General features: G+C 38.4%; 14 protein-coding genes. 6 read left to right on the top strand and 8 right to left on the bottom strand.

The window, feature by feature from the left end; translation table 11 throughout:
• The first annotated feature begins 54 nt into the window (after nt 1-54).
• Entirely contained in the window at nt 55-1281 is a 1227-nt protein-coding gene (locus LEP1GSC199_RS01140) for a PAS domain-containing sensor histidine kinase (RefSeq protein ID WP_002976035.1), read from the top strand.
• A gap of 524 nt (nt 1282-1805) precedes the next feature.
• A complete protein-coding gene (locus tag LEP1GSC199_RS01145) occupies nt 1806-2822 on the top strand; it encodes a pirin family protein (protein WP_002976133.1) in 1017 nt (338 codons plus the stop codon).
• Between the two features lie 25 nt (nt 2823-2847).
• Here LEP1GSC199_RS01145 and ilvD read toward each other — a convergent pair whose 3' ends face one another.
• The 4 genes from ilvD to LEP1GSC199_RS01165 form a co-directional block, all read right to left on the bottom strand.
• Nucleotides 2848-4524: a dihydroxy-acid dehydratase gene (ilvD, locus tag LEP1GSC199_RS01150; protein WP_002976099.1), complete on the bottom strand. Its 1677-nt coding sequence runs from the start codon at nt 4522-4524 to the stop codon at nt 2848-2850.
• Between the two features lie 69 nt (nt 4525-4593).
• On the bottom strand, nt 4594-5241 hold the full coding sequence (locus LEP1GSC199_RS01155) for a hypothetical protein (RefSeq protein ID WP_002976073.1): 648 nt from the start codon (nt 5239-5241) through the stop codon (nt 4594-4596).
• Entirely contained in the window at nt 5238-7898 is a 2661-nt protein-coding gene (locus LEP1GSC199_RS01160; protein ID WP_002975994.1) for a TonB-dependent receptor plug domain-containing protein, read from the bottom strand. The genes LEP1GSC199_RS01155 and LEP1GSC199_RS01160 overlap by 4 nt, the downstream gene beginning before the upstream one ends.
• Nucleotides 7895-8476, bottom strand: a complete 582-nt coding sequence (locus LEP1GSC199_RS01165; RefSeq protein ID WP_039925729.1) for a TetR/AcrR family transcriptional regulator — start codon at nt 8474-8476, stop codon at nt 7895-7897. The genes LEP1GSC199_RS01160 and LEP1GSC199_RS01165 overlap by 4 nt, the downstream gene beginning before the upstream one ends.
• A 116-nt stretch (nt 8477-8592) precedes the next feature.
• On the opposite strand from LEP1GSC199_RS01165, the gene LEP1GSC199_RS01170 reads away from it, so the two are divergent.
• The 3 genes from LEP1GSC199_RS01170 (at nt 8593) to LEP1GSC199_RS01180 (ending at nt 11471) form a co-directional block, all read left to right on the top strand.
• Complete coding sequence (locus tag LEP1GSC199_RS01170) at nt 8593-9285, top strand: nitroreductase (protein WP_002976019.1); 693 nt, start codon at nt 8593-8595, stop codon at nt 9283-9285.
• Between the two features lie 73 nt (nt 9286-9358).
• A complete protein-coding gene (locus LEP1GSC199_RS01175) occupies nt 9359-9961 on the top strand; it encodes a class I SAM-dependent methyltransferase (RefSeq protein WP_002976070.1) in 603 nt (200 codons plus the stop codon).
• A 70-nt stretch (nt 9962-10031) separates the two neighbouring features.
• Complete coding sequence (locus tag LEP1GSC199_RS01180; protein WP_002975991.1) at nt 10032-11471, top strand: M20/M25/M40 family metallo-hydrolase; 1440 nt, start codon at nt 10032-10034, stop codon at nt 11469-11471.
• 153 nt (nt 11472-11624) lie between these two features.
• Here the strand turns inward: LEP1GSC199_RS01180 and LEP1GSC199_RS01185 are convergent, their stop codons facing one another.
• The 3 genes from LEP1GSC199_RS01185 to LEP1GSC199_RS01195 form a co-directional block, all read right to left on the bottom strand.
• Nucleotides 11625-12014: a PIN domain-containing protein gene (locus tag LEP1GSC199_RS01185; protein WP_002976146.1), complete on the bottom strand. Its 390-nt coding sequence runs from the start codon at nt 12012-12014 to the stop codon at nt 11625-11627.
• A complete protein-coding gene (locus LEP1GSC199_RS01190) occupies nt 12011-12211 on the bottom strand; it encodes a type II toxin-antitoxin system VapB family antitoxin (RefSeq protein ID WP_002976033.1) in 201 nt (66 codons plus the stop codon). Before LEP1GSC199_RS01190 ends, LEP1GSC199_RS01185 begins: the two co-directional genes overlap by 4 nt.
• A gap of 176 nt (nt 12212-12387) precedes the next feature.
• Nucleotides 12388-12882, bottom strand: coding sequence for an ankyrin repeat domain-containing protein (locus LEP1GSC199_RS01195; RefSeq protein ID WP_002975987.1), 495 nt, complete (start codon nt 12880-12882; stop codon nt 12388-12390).
• 24 nt (nt 12883-12906) lie between these two features.
• On the opposite strand from LEP1GSC199_RS01195, the gene LEP1GSC199_RS01200 reads away from it, so the two are divergent.
• Complete coding sequence (locus tag LEP1GSC199_RS01200) at nt 12907-13737, top strand: prohibitin family protein (protein WP_002976079.1); 831 nt, start codon at nt 12907-12909, stop codon at nt 13735-13737.
• Between the two features lie 123 nt (nt 13738-13860).
• Here LEP1GSC199_RS01200 and LEP1GSC199_RS01205 read toward each other — a convergent pair whose 3' ends face one another.
• On the bottom strand, nt 13861-17604 hold the full coding sequence (locus LEP1GSC199_RS01205; protein WP_002976045.1) for a beta-propeller fold lactonase family protein: 3744 nt from the start codon (nt 17602-17604) through the stop codon (nt 13861-13863).
• Between the last annotated feature and the right edge of the window lie 73 nt (nt 17605-17677).

A 17677-nucleotide genomic window follows, 5' to 3' on the forward strand; every position in this document is an offset into this window, starting at 1 on the left:
CGTTCACTTAGTTCTTGGCAATTTATTTCAAACATTGGATTTTACCATTAATCCATGTCTCTACAACCCAAAACATACGAAGCCCTCTTGGCTGATCTAAAACGTTTGGAAGAAGAGAACCAAATTTTGAAACAGACTTGCGACGATACTACATCGAAACATTCAAATCTCATCCATGCTCTCCAATTCACACAGTTTTCCATTGATACAATTTCAGAAGCTATTGTTTGGTTAGATGAAGAGGGAAACTATGTTTTTGTAAATGATGCCGCTTGCAAAAATTATGGATATACAAAAGAAGAATTACTTTCAATGAAAATGTTCCAAGTAGATCCGCTATTTAGTGTGGATCGTTGGAACGCTCATTGGCAGGAAATATTAGATCGTAAATCCTTCACTATCGAAACAATCAATAAAACAAAAGATGGAACTCCTATTCCAATAGAAGTTACCGTAAACTTAGTAGAATACGACGGAAAACAATACAATTGTGCGATCATTCGCGACATCACAGAACAAAAACTGTCAGAGGACAAACTGAAACAATCGGCGATCCGATTAGCAGAGCTCAATGCAACTAAAGATAAATTTTTTTCTATCATCGCCCATGACTTACGTGGCCCCTTAGGAACCCAGCGCGAATTTACCAAAATTTTGAGTGAAAAAGATTCCCATTTTTCAGAATCCGAAAGGATACATTATTTAAAGATGTTAGAGGAATCCTCTGATTTGGTTTATTCCTTATTGGAAAACCTATTGGACTGGGCCCGTTCTCAAAGCGGAAATATCGCCTTCCAACCAATCCCTATTCTTTTTTATGATCTTGTCCAAAGGGTTATCGGACTTTTAAATCTTTCAGCTAACAAAAAGAAAGTGACTATCTCAAATCAAATTCCGAAAGACCTACAGATTTTTGCTGATTTGTTTATGATTGAAACTGTGATGCGAAATTTAATTTCCAACGCAATCAAATATAGTAACCCCAACCATGAAATTATGATCGGTATAGTTTCACAAAAAAACCAAACTCATCCAAGTTCCACTGTATTCTTTGTTAAAGATGAGGGAGTGGGAATGGAAAAGGGACAAATTGAGAACCTATTTCGATTGGATAAAAAAAATTCAACCCTAGGAACTGGACAAGAATCTGGAACGGGACTTGGACTCATTCTATGTAAGGAATTTTTAGAAAAACATAACGGTAAAATTTGGGTGCAGAGCACATCCCGTAAAGGTTCAACTTTCTTTTTTCAATTAGGACAAAACGCAATTCCTTTGTAATTTTTTTTCTAAATCATTTTTATATAATTCGTATTTATTTTTAGATGCGAAGCTTCTATAAAAAAATACTTATTTATCTAGTCGTGTTTTCCTTCTCTCTTTCTGCGCAAACGGTAGAGAACGAAACAGAGACAAATACTGATAAACCAAAAAAATCACCTACCTCATTGGGTTCGAGGCTTAAGGTATTAAAAGTGGCTGGTGAGTTTATACAAAAGGAGAACACTATAACGACACACGAACCAGTTTTAGTACGAATGGTCTTTATCTAAATGACCGGGTTCGCTCAGGGGTCAATGAAATAGGATTCAAAATTGGAGTAGGCCCATTAAACTACTTAACCAGTACAAGTTCCAATGAATTTAGTTTTTCTTATTCTGAGTTATCATCCAAAGGACCCTTTCAATCGTTAAAGTTCTAAAGAATTTGGTTCATTCGGTGCTAATGTTTCTATTGTGAAAAACTTTTGATACGAATTTCCTGTCTTATAGATAGCGACTCATATCGCAAAGACAGGTTTTTAGATGAAACACAAATCAATATTATATGCCCAAAAACTCGACTTCCAATGGCCTACATCGGATCCGTTTTTGTTTTGTGTCCACCATGAAGATTTTTATCCCAAAGGGAATGGAAAGTTTGGGCCCGACGCTTCCTTACAAGGAAGACAAATCGGTCAAGACTTTGCAGGCAAGGATGGATGGAGAATGTACCACGGTGAAACCATTCCTGGATTCCCTGGCCATCCCCACCGCGGGTTTGAAACAGTGACTGTAGTCCAAAGAGGCCTCATTGATCATGCGGATTCCCAAGGTGCAGCGGGAAGGTATGGAGATGGTGATGTACAGTGGATGACGGCAGGGGCTGGAATCCAACATTCGGAAATGTTTCCTTTGGTGAATGAATCGGGCGACAATACTTTGGAGCTTTTTCAAATTTGGCTAAACCTACCTGCAAAAAATAAATTTGTAGATCCACATTTCAAAATGTTTTGGAACGAAGACATTCCTGTAAAAACGGTAACTGATGGTGGCGGCAAAAAAGTAAAAATCAAAACTGTCGCAGGATCGTTGTTTGGTGAAAAACCACTAGACCCTCCCCCTGATTCTTGGGCAGGTGATCCAAAAAACGAAGTGGGTATTTATATTTTGGATTTAGATCCTGATGTCAGTTTTGTCATTCCTGGAAGTGCCAAAGGAAACAACAGAAACCTATACTCCTTCCGAGGAGAAGGTATGATCTTAGATGATGTTGTTGTTCCTGGCAAACATATGTACAATCTCGATTCCGAAGTTGCAGTGACATTGAAGAATGGATCAGAACCGGCTCGGATTTTAATTTTAGAAGGAAAACCCATTGCCGAACCTGTAGTGCAGTACGGACCCTTTGTGATGAACAAACAAGAAGAGATCCAACAAGCCTTTGACGACTATCGCAAAACGCAGTTTGGTGGTTGGCCTTGGGATTCCTATGATCCCGTCCATGTTGGCAAAGGAAGATTTGCCAAACATGCCGACGGAAAAGAAGATTTACCCGCTTAAACGAGTAGGAATTTCGATGGAACGCCTAACGGTCTGTTAGGCAGCCAGTACTGGCATCTTTTACCATCTGGATGTATTTCCAAAGATATCCAGAGGTAATGCGGTAGGGTGGCTTCACCCATTTGGCTCTACGTTTTTCCAATTCTTCTGGGGAAATTTTGAGTTCGAGTTTGTTTGTCCTGGCATCAATAAGGATAGTATCCCCATCCTGGACGAATGCCAATTCTCCACCTTCCATCGCTTCGGGTGTGATATGACCCACAACAAAGCCATGACTTCCCCCAGAAAACCTGCCGTCGGTAATGAGAGCCACATTATCCCCAAGACCCGCTCCAATGATAGCAGAAGTGGGTTTTAACATCTCGGGCATTCCCGGTCCCCCTTTGGGGCCCACATAACGGATCACAACCACATGACCCGGTTTCACTTTCCCGTCTCGAATTCCGGTGTTGGCTTCCACTTCGGAATCAAAACAGATGGCTTTTCCTTCAAACATTTCACCTTCGTGGCCTGTAATTTTTGCCACAGCTCCTTTTTTGGCGATGTTGCCATAGAGAACTTGGATATGGCCTTCTTTTTTAATGGGGTTACTTACAGGGCGAAGTAGGTCTTGGTCTTTCGGAAGGTCAGAAAGACCTTCTAGATTTTCTGCGATTGTTTTTCCAGTGACTGTCAAACAAGATCCATCAATCAAACCTTCGCTTAACATGAATTTCATGATCGCAGGTGTTCCACCGATGGCATGAAGGTCTTCCATAAGATACTTTCCACTTGGTTTCATATCCGCGAGGAGTGGGGTCGTATCTGTTACCTTTTGAATCTGTTCTAAGTCGAGTGGGATTCCCATAGTTCTTGCGATGGCAATCATATGGAGAGCCGCGTTTGTGGATCCCCCAAGAATGGTCACCACTCGAAGGGCATTCAAAATGGATTTTGGAGTGATGATGTCAGAAGGTTTGATGTCCTTTTCTAAAAGATTGTAGATATACTTTCCAATATTCATACATTCTTTCTTTTTTTCTTCACTGCGCGCAGGAGAAGAAGAACTATACGGCAAACTCATTCCCATGACTTCAATGGCCGTTGCCATTGTGTTCGCAGTATACATTCCGCCGCAAGCTCCAGGACCAGGGCAGGAATTTTTAATCACTTCTTTAAAATCATCTTCTGTGATTTTGCCGTTAATTTTTTTTCCGTAGGCTTCAAAGGCAGAAACAATATTTAATTTTTCACCTTTGTAGTTTCCGCCATTGATCGTTCCGCCATACACCATGATAGACGGACGATTGAGTCGTGCCATGGCCATAATGGCCCCGGGCATATTTTTATCGCAACCTGCTGTAAATAAAAGCCCGTCATAATAATGAGCTCCGGCAATGGTTTCAATGGAATCGGCAATGATCTCCCGAGAAGGTAAGGAATAACGCATTCCATCATTTCCGTTGGTGATTCCATCACTCACACCGATTGTATTAAAGAGTAAACCAACCATTTCTTTTGTATCTAAAACACTTTTCTTTTGTAAGGCCGATAGTGTGGTTAAGTGCATATTACATGGATTTCCATCAAACCCCGTGCTTCCAATTCCTATGAATGGTTTGTTTAAATCTTCATAAGGAACTCCTGATCCAATGATCATGGCTTGCGAAGCAGGGAGGGATTCATCTTGTGTAAGAGTGCGGCTGTAACGATTCAAAGTCATAAAATTCAATTTCCTTTGGATTAAAGACAAAATGAAAGATGCCAAGGTTAAGGAAAGCGGATTTTGAAATTATGGATGAGTGATTTCGACCAAGATTTTATTTTCATTATTACCTTGGGCCAAATCCTTTTCCCAATCTTTAAATTCTAAATTCAAACAACTGTTAGCACGATCGCGATAGGCTTGAGGTAAAAATACATTAACAGAAATGGTTTTCGCCGCTTTCGCAATTTTACCTCGAACAGACTCCAACCACTGGATCTCAGAAAAATTGGCAAACCTCGTCCCGTTTGCTACTTGGAATCCTTCTAATTCGCAACTTTCGACAACTCGAAATGTATATTGTGATTTTAAGGTATCGATTTCCGCTGTAGTCGTTGCTTTAGAGAGTAGAACTCCTGACTGAAAAATGGATTCTTGGCAATCGACAGTTTTTGTTTGAATGGTCTTAACTTCATTTAAAATCACATTCACTTCCGATTGGGTGACGATGAGTTGATCCACAGTACAAACTCCTAAAGGTCGTCTGCTACAAAATTGGTTGTTTGAAGTTAAGGATGTATTTGTTTTGATACAATTTCCGGACTGCCGAACCAAATATAATGTAGTGAGATACAATGTTTGTTTGTTTTCTTCTTTTTTTTGAGTTTCCTCTCCACTCTCAAAACAAGAGATCAAAAAAAGAATCAAACTAACACCAATAAGAATTCGTTTCAAAATCGTACCTCCATTCCAATGTTAATTAGAGGAATGATTGCCATTTTTCCATTTGGTGTTTGGGAAATTATGAATGGAGAGTTGACTGTATCATACGTCGGTGCGGGGTTTTGGTTTCTTTGGTAATTTTTTGTGTTATCAAATTCAAACCCAGCTTGGTTGCGGCGACCATAAAAATTCACAAATTCGATGTACGTATTGATATAACCCCATGAATAATTTTCAATTCGATCGATACGCAAATCAAATTGGTGGAATGGCAAAAAACGGTCACTATTATAATTTCCGGAATAGTTTGGAAAGTATAAGTTTAACCCAAAAGTGGCTGCCTGGTTTGCCCGTGTAGCACTTGTAATGGGAGTGTAAGGAGTTCCTGAAAAATAACGAAACCTTCCCCCTACCATCCACTCTGGATTGAATTTATAACCAAATACAATATTGAGAATATGTGTTCTGTCCAAATCATACAACTGCTCTTTGTCATTATTGTAGATCACTTCCAAGTTGTTATCATCATAATAATTAATATAATTTGTTCCCATCTTCCCTTGCGCGAGAAGGGTTCTAGAATTATTGAGTAAGGTTCTATTTCTAGACTCATCACTGTTCATCCGAGATTGGTTATTGATTCGTTTTGTGATGGAGTTGGTATAAGAGATCCAACCAAATAACCCTGACTGTTCTCTTGGATCTTTTGTTTTTTTGATAAAAATTTCAATCCCTTCCGAATGGCCATACCCCGCATTGGAGTAATTTAGATTTTTAGGCGTGACGGGATTTGCGAGAACTTTGGCCGTTTCGTTCACAAAGATCCGTGTGTCGTTATTCAATGCATAGGGATCTACAATATAATTGTCGGGAACAATGATGTTTTGAAAGATATTACGAAAACCCTCAACTTTGATTTGCCAGTTGTTTGCGAACTCCTGACTCACACCAACCGAATTGTGTTCCGATCGTTCCATAAAAAGATTGGGATTTCCAGACTTGGCAGACAAAGCTTCCACGGAAACCGGAGCATTGTAATGGATTCCGTGCCCCGCCATGATTCCTGTTTTTGTAGATTCAAAAAGATATCCTCCCGTAATCCGAGGAGCCAAATTGGTTTCATTACTACCAGAATAATTGTCAACCCGTGCACCAGGTGTTAGGCGAAAACCAGCATATTTAAAAGGGAGCTCCGCATAGGCTGATTTTTCACGATACCGAATCCTATCCCCATCAATCACGGATCGGAAAGCCGCATTGGAATTCAAAAGATCATTAAAAACATTATAGAATAATCGGTTGTAAGAAGAGATGTTCTCACCCTTTAAAGTAGTTTCTCGAAACCGGCCCTGCACTCCTGCTTCTAATTTGAGATGTTCTTCCCAGAGTTCCCATTCAAAAGCATTATGAACATAGGTAATCGAATCAGCGGTTCGATTCTGTAACCCAAAGATATTCTCAGCTGTAAGTGGATTGGTAAACCGCAGTTCAAAAAATTCATTAAACGACGTGCGAGAGTAAGATAAAGTATTTCGAAAGGTTTTTCCTTTCCAAGTATAACGAATGGCATCGGTTCGAAACATACGATCGAGGCCAGTGGGTGGCCGTGGGTCTTCCCCTCCCCTTTCCAAATCGGCTTGGGCTTTGGTATAAGCTTGTCTATCTCTTGTACCAAAAGTTTGGATAGACAGGCGCTGTTCCGAATTGATATCCCAAATTAATTTCCATTGGTAGTCTTGGTATTCCGCATATTTTGCATCTTCCGGAATTCCTTTTGGATAAACTTGTAAGAGGACTAAGTTCGGATAGTTTTTTCTACCAGAACTAATCATGGCAAGCCCTGGAAGGATTTTAGATTGGTTATAAACATCTGATAAAAACAAATTTGTATTAATTATCGTTTTGTTTTCATCTACACGGTCGGTTCCTTCGATGGCTATAATTCCACCAGTCGCATAACCATATTTAGCAGGAAAAGCTCCCGTAAATACATCAAAAGATTTAATCAAATTATTATTTAAAACAGAAGACTGGTTTCCCAAATGGAAAGGATACGGAAGGGGAAATCCATCGAAGTAATATTGGTTTTGTCTTGTACCACCACCGCGAAGTGATAAGTCCCCTCTTTCACTATTGGAATAAGGATTTCCTGTGAGTAAATTGGTCCCAATGTTTGTAAACACCGAAGGCAAAATTCCCACGGGAGCACCAATCACAACACCAGGGATGGTTTGGAGGGCCTTTAAGGAATCGCCAGAAACACCGGGAAGGCGTTTGATCTCTTCTTGGACAAGACCATACCTTGAAAGTGGCGTTTTATCCCTTTCTCCACTGACTAAAATTCCCGCTAAGTTTGATTCCGATATAGTAACCAAAATAACTTGGCCCTTGAACCGAACTTCTCTAAATACGGATTCGGTTCTGTCTGCGGTGGATACTTTGATTTCATAGTATCCTGGTTCGGGAAATCGAAGTTTGGCGATTCCCTCTTCATTGGAGACTCCACTAGTTTTTCCTTTTTTAGAAATGACTACGGCGTTGGTTACTGGTTTTCCTGAATTGGATTTTACTATTTGAAATACAACTTCTATATTACCATCTGCTAAGGTAGGTTGATACCAACAAAACAAAACGAAAAATATAATTAATTGTAAGTGCGAATGTTTCATTTTGGAGTTGGGATCAAACTTTCTGCCATTCGGTATAATTCATCCAATGACCTTCTGTCATCAAGTAACCGGTATCCTTGTAAAACCCCTTCATAGACAAAGAATAAATGTTTGGCGAGTAAACGACAATCTACTTTAGAAGGTAGGTGGCCATTTTCCACCGACTCTTCTAAGTAATCTTCCAAACAATCAATCGTATTGTTTGCAATTTTCTCAATTTCTTTTAGAATTTCCAATTCGTGCGGTGCAATCTGAGCCCGGAAATTTGCCATTCCGCATCCATAAAGTTGAGATTCCCTTGCCTCCCTAGAAAGAATACGAACCCAAGCCTTAACAAAGTCTAATGGCTTCGGATTTCGTTTCATTAAGGATCTAAGAAGTGTTAAATTTTCATCTGAATAAATGCGAAGCACCTCCTTACCCAACATTTCCTTAGAAGAAAAATGTTGGTACAAACTTGCCTTGACCGTTTTTGCTTCCTCGACAATTTGATTGAGTCCCGTCTCCGAGTATCCTTGTTTTAAAAAGAGATTCCGACTGACTTGTAAGAGACGTACACGAGTTGGTTCTTTTTTCATATCTCCCCCAAAATCCATCATTCCATAAACCGTGCAAACAATATACCAACTGGTCTGTATGAAAAGTTCTTGCCGAAACATACCGACCGGTATGTATATGGATTAGGAGAAAATAAATGAACTCTGAAATGATATCCATCCACGAAATAACAACAACTGTCACCGAAGCCTTGGAAACCAGACACAGCATCCGAGAGTATCTGCCCAAACCGATTCCAGAAGATACCCTTAAACGGATCTTCGAAAAAGCCCTACGTACACCCAGTTGGAAAAACTCGCAACCCTGGAAGATTCATATTGTCAGCGGGGAAAAACGAGATCTATTGGCAGCAGAATTAACAAAAGCGGCACGTGAATCTACCCCGCATCCAGAAACCAATTGGCCGGAATCCTATCCGAGTGATGCCAAAAAAAGGATGTTTGATTTAGGAATGAAAATCTACGGTGTGGCTGGAATTGATAGAAAGGATAAAGAAGCAAGAGACCAATTTATGCTTCGTAACTTTGAATTTTTTGGTGCTCCCACGGCTGTTTTTATCACATCCAAATTTGATCTTAACTTTTTTGTAGGTATTGATTTGGGTTGTTTTGTCCAATCCGTTTTGCTTTTAGCAAGAGAAGAAGGTTTGGGAACTTGTCCCCAAGCGGCACTAGGTGCTTTTCCTGATGTTGTGAGAGGTTCTCTCGAATTACCAAAAGAAGAAAAAGTGATTATGGGATTGAGTATTGGGTATCCAAAACCTGATTCCGAACTCAATCGTTTCCACACTCCAAGGGAATCAGCCGAAGATTTAATTCGTTTCTATTAAAAAAACATTTCTGATTCGGAAAGTTTGGTATATGATGATTCGACACTAAAAATTACAAACAAGCAGGGGTAGTATGTATTCTAAATCTTTCTGGAATGAACGTTATGCGAGTGAAGACTATGTTTACGGGAAGGACCCAAACGATTTTTTACGTACTCGTCTGCCAAATTTAAAAAAAGGAAGGATCCTTTTTCCTTGTGAGGGTGAAGGAAGAAATGCTGTGTTCGCTGCGGGTTTGGGTTGGGATGTATTTGCCTTTGACCAATCGGAGGAAGGAAAACAGAAAGCTACCGCACTCGCTAAAGAAAAGAACGTAACCTTTCATTATGAAATTTCTGATGTTTTGAATTATCCTTATGCTCCTGAACAAATGGACATGGTTGCTTTGATATATTGTCACTTTCATAAATCAATCCGAACTACCGTACATAGGAATTGTGTTAGAACTTTAAAACCTGGTGGAATTTTGTTATTAGAAGCATTCTCCCCTGAACAGTTACAATATACCTCTGGAGGCCCCAAAGATCCGGATATGTTATGTAATCTAAAGGATTTACGGATGGACTTTTCTGAAATGAACATTGAATACGAAGAAGCATTGGAAATTGAACTAAACGAAAGTCCGTTCCATAGGGGTAAGGCCGCCATCGTCCGCCTTGTTTTACGAAAAATCTAAGTTAGTTTTTTCTTTCAACTTCTGAAATCCATGATTCTCTTTCTTCGGAAGAAGAGGGAGAAATAGTTTCATGAAGTTATTTATTTCGTTTTTATTGGTAACGGTATTTTTTTTACAATGTTCCTTCGGTCAAAAAGTAAAGTATGCAGACCTAAAACAATCGTATCCCAAAGTCAATTGGGAAGTCCGTAGAACAGAAGCCGTCAAACTCCTATCCGACCTATTAAAGATCCCCTCTGTTCGTGGAAATGAAATCCAAGTGGCAAAGTACATTCAAGCAGTTCTGGCAAAGGAAGGAATCCCTTCTCGTTTTGTCTTTGATCCCAAATTCCCCGCAAGACCCAATTTAATTGCCGAACTACCAGCAACCGTTCCCAATCCAGAACCAGGAATCATCCTCGCAAACCATTTGGATACAGTAGAGTTTGATACTAAAGAATGGAAAGTAGCACCACTTTCTGGATCTGTTAGTGAAGGCCGAGTTTGGGGACGTGGCGCCATTGATATGAAAGGAATGGCCGTAATGGAATTACTCGCCTTTCTTGAAATCAAACGATCTGGAATTCCTAGAACAAGAAAGATTATGTACCTGGCTCTAGCGGATGAAGAATCAGGATCAGAGTTAGGTGGAAAGTATATGACTTCAAAACAAAAACAGGTTTTTGAAGGTTACGAGTATGCTATCAATGAAGGTGGAGTGGCAACAAGGGATATCGTAATTCCTGGTGCTACAATCTTTAACATTCAATATGCGGAGAAAGGTAATATTTGGTTACGGGCAAAAATAAAGGGAACCAGTGGACATGGATCTTCTCCACCTCCTCAATACCCAGCATTGTCCTTAATCCAATTTTTTAATGAAGTTCGAGAATTAGAATCCGACATTCGCATAACAGAAGAAACTGATGCCTTCTTTTATCAACTTGGGACTATCAGCTCCTTTCCTAAATCATTCTTCCTAAAAAATGCAAGAAACCCTTTGATTAAACCATTATTACATTCGACCATTCGAAGTAATCGTCATCTAACGGCTATGACAACGAACACAAAGTCCATTACTGGATTTCGCACCTCTGAGGGTGAGGGAGGAGAAAATGTTATTGCAGGAGAAGCCTCTGGTCGATTGGACATACGAACTCTACCGGGAGTAGATATAGTAGAATTTTCCAATAAGGTAAAAACCATTGCTGAAAAGTACAAAGCAGAGATTACTTTTACTGATATCAATCCCACCGATATATCTCCTATCAATACAAAGTTTTTTAGCACCTTGGCTGCCGTGTCGGTGAATCAATTTCCCAACAGTACGGTGACCCCATTTCTTTCGCCAGGAAAAACGGACAATTCCTACTTACGACGTGTGGGGATCAAAGCTTACGGGCTTATTCCCGCAGTTCTCAAATCGGAAGACATAGACGGAATGCATGGAAAAAATGAAAACATGACCATTGATAACTTGGAACTAGGAACAAAGATTCTTTTTGAAACTTTAGTGGAAATGAATCAGTAGAAAGGGAAAGGGTTAGTTTCTGGATTTATAGGTAACCAGAAATATGGGCAAACTATTGTTAGTTGAAGCGTTCGAAACCTAAAAAATCGGCTTCGTAATACAAACAAAGCTTCTCGTAGGAAAAACGGGAAACGTGCTGATATGTGCGGTGTCCTAGTTATAAAGTTTTAATTTATGAATTTTACTCATTAACTTAAAATGCTTATCCAAAGTAAATAAAATACATTCATTTTGGATTGTATTCTGTAAGATTATCAAATCTGGAATTCCAATGTTATTGATACCATTTTTTAGGTTAGTAGTTTGGAATTCAATAATTTGCTTCCAATCTATAAACATCTCAAATGATTCAAGAGATTCCATAATCTGAATCAGTTGTGTTTGTTTTTTTAATTTAAGAAAAGGTATTAATTCTGTTAGAATCAGTTCAGTGGTATAAATATTACCAAGATCGATTAATTTATCAACTTCAGAAGATATATGCGAATTCGAGTTTCTAAAATATTCGATCCAGACTGATGAATCTAATAATACTTGGTTCATCTCTTTCTTAATTTATTTAAATTTACTTCAAGGTCTATAGACCCTTTGAAATTTTTTAAATTTTTTAGTTTCTCTTTCCTAATTAAAGTATTTAACCCTTCTTTAATTACTTCAGTTTTTGTTTTGATGTGAGTAAGTTTCATTGCTTCTAAAACTAATTCTTCAGGAATATCAATTGTTGTTCTCATCGCATGCATAAGATTTTGTTAATTTATGCATAAGTCAAGGTTAGTTTTTTTGTTTTTTTAATGCAAAAATGGAATTTCAGAGACCTATTTTCAGTTTTTTTTGTTACTCATGTCCTGAGGCATACATTTGAATTATTGCGCTTAACTTGGTTATAGACGTAAAATCACTTCGTTAGTTGGATTCCCTATTTTAGAGAACCTAAATACTTAAGAATCCCCTCTTCGCCCCGTTCTTCAGCAAGATCCACAAGACTGATCCCACCCACAGTTTTGACTTTGGTCTCCGCACCTGCCGTTACGAGCAATTTGACTAATTCCAAATTTCCACGATAGATGGCTCTGTAGAGGGCAGTTTCTCCCATAGTATTGCGAAGATTGACATTGGCACCTTTTGTGATCAAAAATTTTGCGATTGTTAAGTCTTCTTCATCCACTGCTTTTATGAGCGAGGAATTGCCTAAGGAATCCTTGGCGTTGATGGAAACACCATGTGACAAAAGTTCTTTCACAAGCTCTAAGTTTCCTTTTTCTACAGCTTGGAAAAGACGTAACTCTGGACTCATTGGAGTTTTTACGACGGATTCATCTTCCACACACGAAACACCGAGTCCGAGGGTTGTCAAAAAAATTAGAAATAACTTCGTCGGAATTAAAAATCGACTGGATAGAAATTGTAACATCGGTTTTAGTCTAATGGTTTAACTATGAAACGTCGATCCATTTTTCCAAACAGTTTCCAGTTCCTTACTATTTTGGGTGTGAGCCTTTCCTCTTTTGTATCCTGCCTCTCCATCATTAGTCCAGGAGAAGTTGGACTTATGTGGCGGCCCTATAGCACTGGACTTAGCCAAAAACCTCTGGAATCCAGAGTACAAACATATATGCCTTGGAATAGCGTATATGTTTATTCGATTCAATGGATGAGCCACCAAGAGAAAGTAGAGGTATTAACGAGGGATGATTTAACAATTACAGTCAGCGCAGCAATCATCATTCGGCCGATCCAAAACGAAATTTATGAGCTAGAAATGGAGATTGGTCGGGATTATTATGAAAAGGTTGTCAAACCTCAATTTCGAACGGCGATTCGAAATATTCTTTCGGCTTACAACATGGTATCCATCTCCAAAGAGACACCTAACGTGTCTGCGCAGATCAAAAAATCTCTCGCCGAAAAATTAAAAGACAAACATGTCGAAATTGATGATGTCATTATTGATGATGTGGAGTATAGCCCGTCGATTCTGAAAGCCATCGAAAGCAAACTCACCAAACAACAAGAACAAGAACAGATGAAGTTCGAAATCAATATTGCCAAACGAGATGCGGAAATCCAACAAATCTCTGCTGATGGTAGAGCAAAGGCTGTAATCATTGAAGCGGAAGCACAAGCAAAGGCGCAAAGGATGATTTCGGAATCATTAACACCGAGATACATTCAGTTGAAAGCAATGGAGAACCCGAACAACAAATTGATTTTTGTTCCGAATGGAAAAGATGGATTACCAATTATCGTAAATACGGAAGGGAAGTAAGGTGGGAATTGAGAGAATAAGAGATAAAAGGTAAAAGATTATCAGATATAATTTATTCTCAGGTTTGCATTTGGCAATGAACAAGAGTAGCGAACCCCGCAGATGCGGGGTTTGGTGGTGGTTTTAAGGATCCGTTACTTGATACTTGTCCCACCGCCAATTTGATTCATATGAATATTCGACATTTGTGATTAGTGTCAGATGGTGTAATCTCATGACACCTTTTTCTTTTTCGGCACATTCGGCTTTACTTTTATAATAATTGAATGTTTTGTTCGTATGAATCCACTCGCAATAGAAAATCTTCGGTTTATCTAATTTTAAAAAATTACATCCGTATTCGTGAATTGTACATCTCGTCGTGTAATACACAAACGGTAGTATATTTCCTTTAAATTGCGTATGTTCTGCACTGGTGAAAGAATCCAAATCCGTTGGTTTTTGACCAGCTGGTAATTTTTTATTAGTGAATACAGAAGATAATCGTTTCTTTGTTATGTTGATACCAACGAACTCTTGCGGATCATTTGGTCGGCAACTGGAAGAGATGTCCTGCAATTTGTATCTGCCTGAAAAGGACAAATCAGTAGCTAAATTTTGAATTGTAATGCTTCGATTCCAAATATTACCAAACGAACTTTGAATCCGATTCACTCCTTGGTCATTTTTTATTTCAATTGTCTCCTCATAATTGGACAACTGTTTGCCACAGGTCATATAACCTAAATCTGTATTTTGAATATTAAGACTGATTGGATTTTGGTATGCTCTCCATAATAAAGTACCCGTCGGAAATCCTCCCAAGAGTGTTGTAAATGGAAGTGGATATTTGACATCATTGACTCCGTGGACAAAACCTGGTTGGTTTGTATGCGAAATATTTGTTTGCACTGCATATTGAGACCAGTCAGAGAATTGGATGTCAAAAAATAATCCAATATCTGAAAAAAATGGTAATTCTGTTTTTACGATTTTTTCGTTATTATGATCTAAAATAAATGTAATTAGTTTACTCTCCTTGTTATTCAAAAAAATAAACTGAGAACTTGGATCAATTCTAAACTCGGAATATGGTTTAAAACTCACATTTGATATTCGATTTTTTTCCGTTAAATTTCCTGTAATTGGGTCAATTTTATAAAGAACCATGGATGAGGTTGATGTTGTATAGTTTTCATGGATAATCACAACCATGTAATTTCCATCTGGTGTAATTTCGAATTGTATATATTGATTATTAGTTGTTAAAACGTTATTTTCAAATGTTAAATCACCATTACTTGAGTTGACTAAACATTTTTCTAATTTCGTTAGTTCGGAAGGAACTGGGTTTACCTGGTAACAAAACTTTCCATTGGGATGGAATCGGAGATTGTGCGTTTCATACGACCTAAGAGTGACTGGCATTAGTTCCAAACTTTCCCCATTAACTCTGGTAATATTCGCATAATCATAGTTTGTTGCATATATCGTTTGATTTTTCCCTGCAACCAACTTATCATATTTTATTTGATTTACAGGGCCAGATCTTTTATCAAAAACTAGGCTACCATCTGGTTGGATACGATACAGATTAATCTTTTGCCCAGAATCACTCTGAAGAGCATTTAATGCATAAAGGTTTCTGCCATCTTCCGAAATCACAAAAGAATCAAGGCCAGATATTGGAATTCTTTGGACGAAACTGTAGGAAGGAAACCCGCTTCCCATCAAATTGATCACAGTTATATTACCTCCAATATTTTGGTTATAAGATTGGGCATAAATTATATTCGGAATCTTACCAAATTGAATCTTTGAAAACGTTTCACTTGCACCAGATATACTGATTGATTGCTGGTAGAGAAATTGACCAAAGTGTTCATTAATTGGATTGGGTATGATATTCCATAACGACATCCACGGAGTTACAAAACTAAATTTAATAGTGTTTGAATTGGAACTTGTAGCAATTGCATACGGTAGCGTATACCCACTTCGAGTTATGGTAATCGGTCCAGCTGGACTAGATATATTCCCAGAATCATCTCGAATCCAGAGAAAAAAATCCTTTGGAGATTGTGTAACGTCTGCGAAGTATGGATCTTCTAGAATCTTATCAGCTCTAAATTTCGCCCATCTATTGCCCGGAGTGGGTTTGAGATTCGTACTAGTTAAGGTCCACCGATAGTTTGTATTTACTTCATCGGAGGATTCGTAAGAAAAAATGGCATAGGGAAAGGAAGTGGTAGGTTTGGTAATTAGTTCAAATTTTGAAATTACTGGAGGTGTGGTATCATTACTATCCAATTTTGTATTATTGATAAGTTCTGTTAGATCATTAAAACCATCGCTGTCGGTATCTACTAGTGTTGGATTAGAATTACAATTGAAATCGTGCCAAGTGCGATACAGACAATTTCCATTGGTCTCAATTGTATCTGTTATCCCATCATTGTCTGAATCCATACCAGTCTCTACTTTGACAATATTTGGCAAACTGATCGAACCTTCCGAGGTTCGTCCAAAAAAAGCATAATAGTATGTGGAATTAGTTTCAAGTCCAGATTCTCTAAATCCAATCTCTCCAATTTCATTTACGTTTGGAGCCACTCCATCCTCTACAGAAGTTGGTGGGATATTTTTTTTACGTCTGACGATTAAATTTTCATATCCAGAGAGAATGGTATTTTTCCACAATAAAGTGGATGAATCACTTCCTGCGATCGCTAATGATACCTGAAAGCCAGAATGATTTTGAGATGCGATAGAATTGGAACCCAAACACGTGTTAATAGCCAAAGTTACCGGCTTTACAACCACCCAATAATTGGTCTCCACTCCCGCATTTGCCGGAATCCCTAGTCTATTTCCATGTAACCTTACTACATCATTTTTTAGGAATTGTTTTTCATAAACCTTGTAATAACCAACACCATCTGTGGATTCTATTTGTTTATCTGTTAGGACCCAGGAATCTGATGTTAACCAGGTTGCATCTTGGCTACCCCTGCTATCGTACATAATGTACACTTTGATATCTTCTGAGGCCGTAAATTTAATATAATCTGATCCATCAAAATATTTATGTTGCGGAAAAGGTCCACAATTTTGTGTATCTGGTGAAGGTTCACCACCATTACATGTTGCTATACCAAAAGAACCCGGAAATCCTAATGATAAAAAATCTTGATTTGAATTAAGAGTATAATTTCTATCCTTATAGTATTTGAAATGTTCATCAATTCGCGTCCATACAGCGTTTGAGCTTCCCTCAATCGGCATTTCAGTAGAAAGGCAAGTTGGTGCCGCAGCCACGCCTGTACCTGCTAATTTGGGAACTGCGGTAAGAATGAAAGGAGTAAAATGATCTGTTTTGGCGAGGATTTTTCCATTTTCGTGATCCACTACTATATCTCGTAGCGGCTCCCACTGATTTGAAATTTTACTAAAATAGAAAACTTGAAATTCTTCAAGAAATCCTGCACTATCAAGTTCATTTTTATTGTAATGATACTCTAATACAACAGGTTCATTAAAGGTTACAGTTTTGATGGAGGACGAATTTACCTCATCGGTAAATTTTATTTCCACCTCAACATCATATACTTTTCCTATGGGAACGTTCAACCCTCCAATTTGGTTAGGAGTAGAGATACTAGAATTTTGTACATAAACAGAAAGATCTGGAGAGTCGAAGATTGTGTTCGCAGGTAAAGTCAGTGTGGGTTGTGCGACAATATCAATAGGTGCAGGTAATTCACCATCATTTTGAAATAAATTCAAAGTGCCCAAAGCGATTGCTACGTAATTGTTCAAACCTCGTTTTGAGGATAGGAAGTTGCAATTTAGTAATAAAAGTAAACTAAAGACAATTAATTTTTTCATCTGACCATACACCTAGCAGAATACTAGTTAGTTGGTACAAAAAAGCAATGGCTTTTTACAAAGTTTCAATATA

The sequence above is a fragment of the Leptospira vanthielii serovar Holland str. Waz Holland = ATCC 700522 genome, from assembly GCF_000332455.1.
In the GTDB taxonomy this organism is placed as follows: Bacteria; Spirochaetota; Leptospiria; order Leptospirales; family Leptospiraceae; genus Leptospira_A; species Leptospira_A vanthielii.

Coding starts and splice junctions, on each gene's coding strand:
- LEP1GSC199_RS01140 (WP_002976035.1), top strand. CDS start 55: ATGTCTCTACAACCCAAAACATACGAAGCCCTCTTGGCTGATCTAAAA.
- LEP1GSC199_RS01145 (WP_002976133.1), top strand. CDS start 1,806: ATGAAACACAAATCAATATTATATGCCCAAAAACTCGACTTCCAATGG.
- ilvD (WP_002976099.1), bottom strand. CDS start 4,524: ATGACTTTGAATCGTTACAGCCGCACTCTTACACAAGATGAATCCCTC.
- LEP1GSC199_RS01160 (WP_002975994.1), bottom strand. CDS start 7,898: ATGAAACATTCGCACTTACAATTAATTATATTTTTCGTTTTGTTTTGT.
- LEP1GSC199_RS01165 (WP_039925729.1), bottom strand. CDS start 8,476: ATGAAAAAAGAACCAACTCGTGTACGTCTCTTACAAGTCAGTCGGAAT.
- LEP1GSC199_RS01170 (WP_002976019.1), top strand. CDS start 8,593: ATGAACTCTGAAATGATATCCATCCACGAAATAACAACAACTGTCACC.
- LEP1GSC199_RS01175 (WP_002976070.1), top strand. CDS start 9,359: ATGTATTCTAAATCTTTCTGGAATGAACGTTATGCGAGTGAAGACTAT.
- LEP1GSC199_RS01180 (WP_002975991.1), top strand. CDS start 10,032: ATGAAGTTATTTATTTCGTTTTTATTGGTAACGGTATTTTTTTTACAA.
- LEP1GSC199_RS01185 (WP_002976146.1), bottom strand. CDS start 12,014: ATGAACCAAGTATTATTAGATTCATCAGTCTGGATCGAATATTTTAGA.
- LEP1GSC199_RS01190 (WP_002976033.1), bottom strand. CDS start 12,211: ATGCATGCGATGAGAACAACAATTGATATTCCTGAAGAATTAGTTTTA.
- LEP1GSC199_RS01195 (WP_002975987.1), bottom strand. CDS start 12,882: ATGTTACAATTTCTATCCAGTCGATTTTTAATTCCGACGAAGTTATTT.
- LEP1GSC199_RS01200 (WP_002976079.1), top strand. CDS start 12,907: ATGAAACGTCGATCCATTTTTCCAAACAGTTTCCAGTTCCTTACTATT.
- LEP1GSC199_RS01205 (WP_002976045.1), bottom strand. CDS start 17,604: ATGAAAAAATTAATTGTCTTTAGTTTACTTTTATTACTAAATTGCAAC.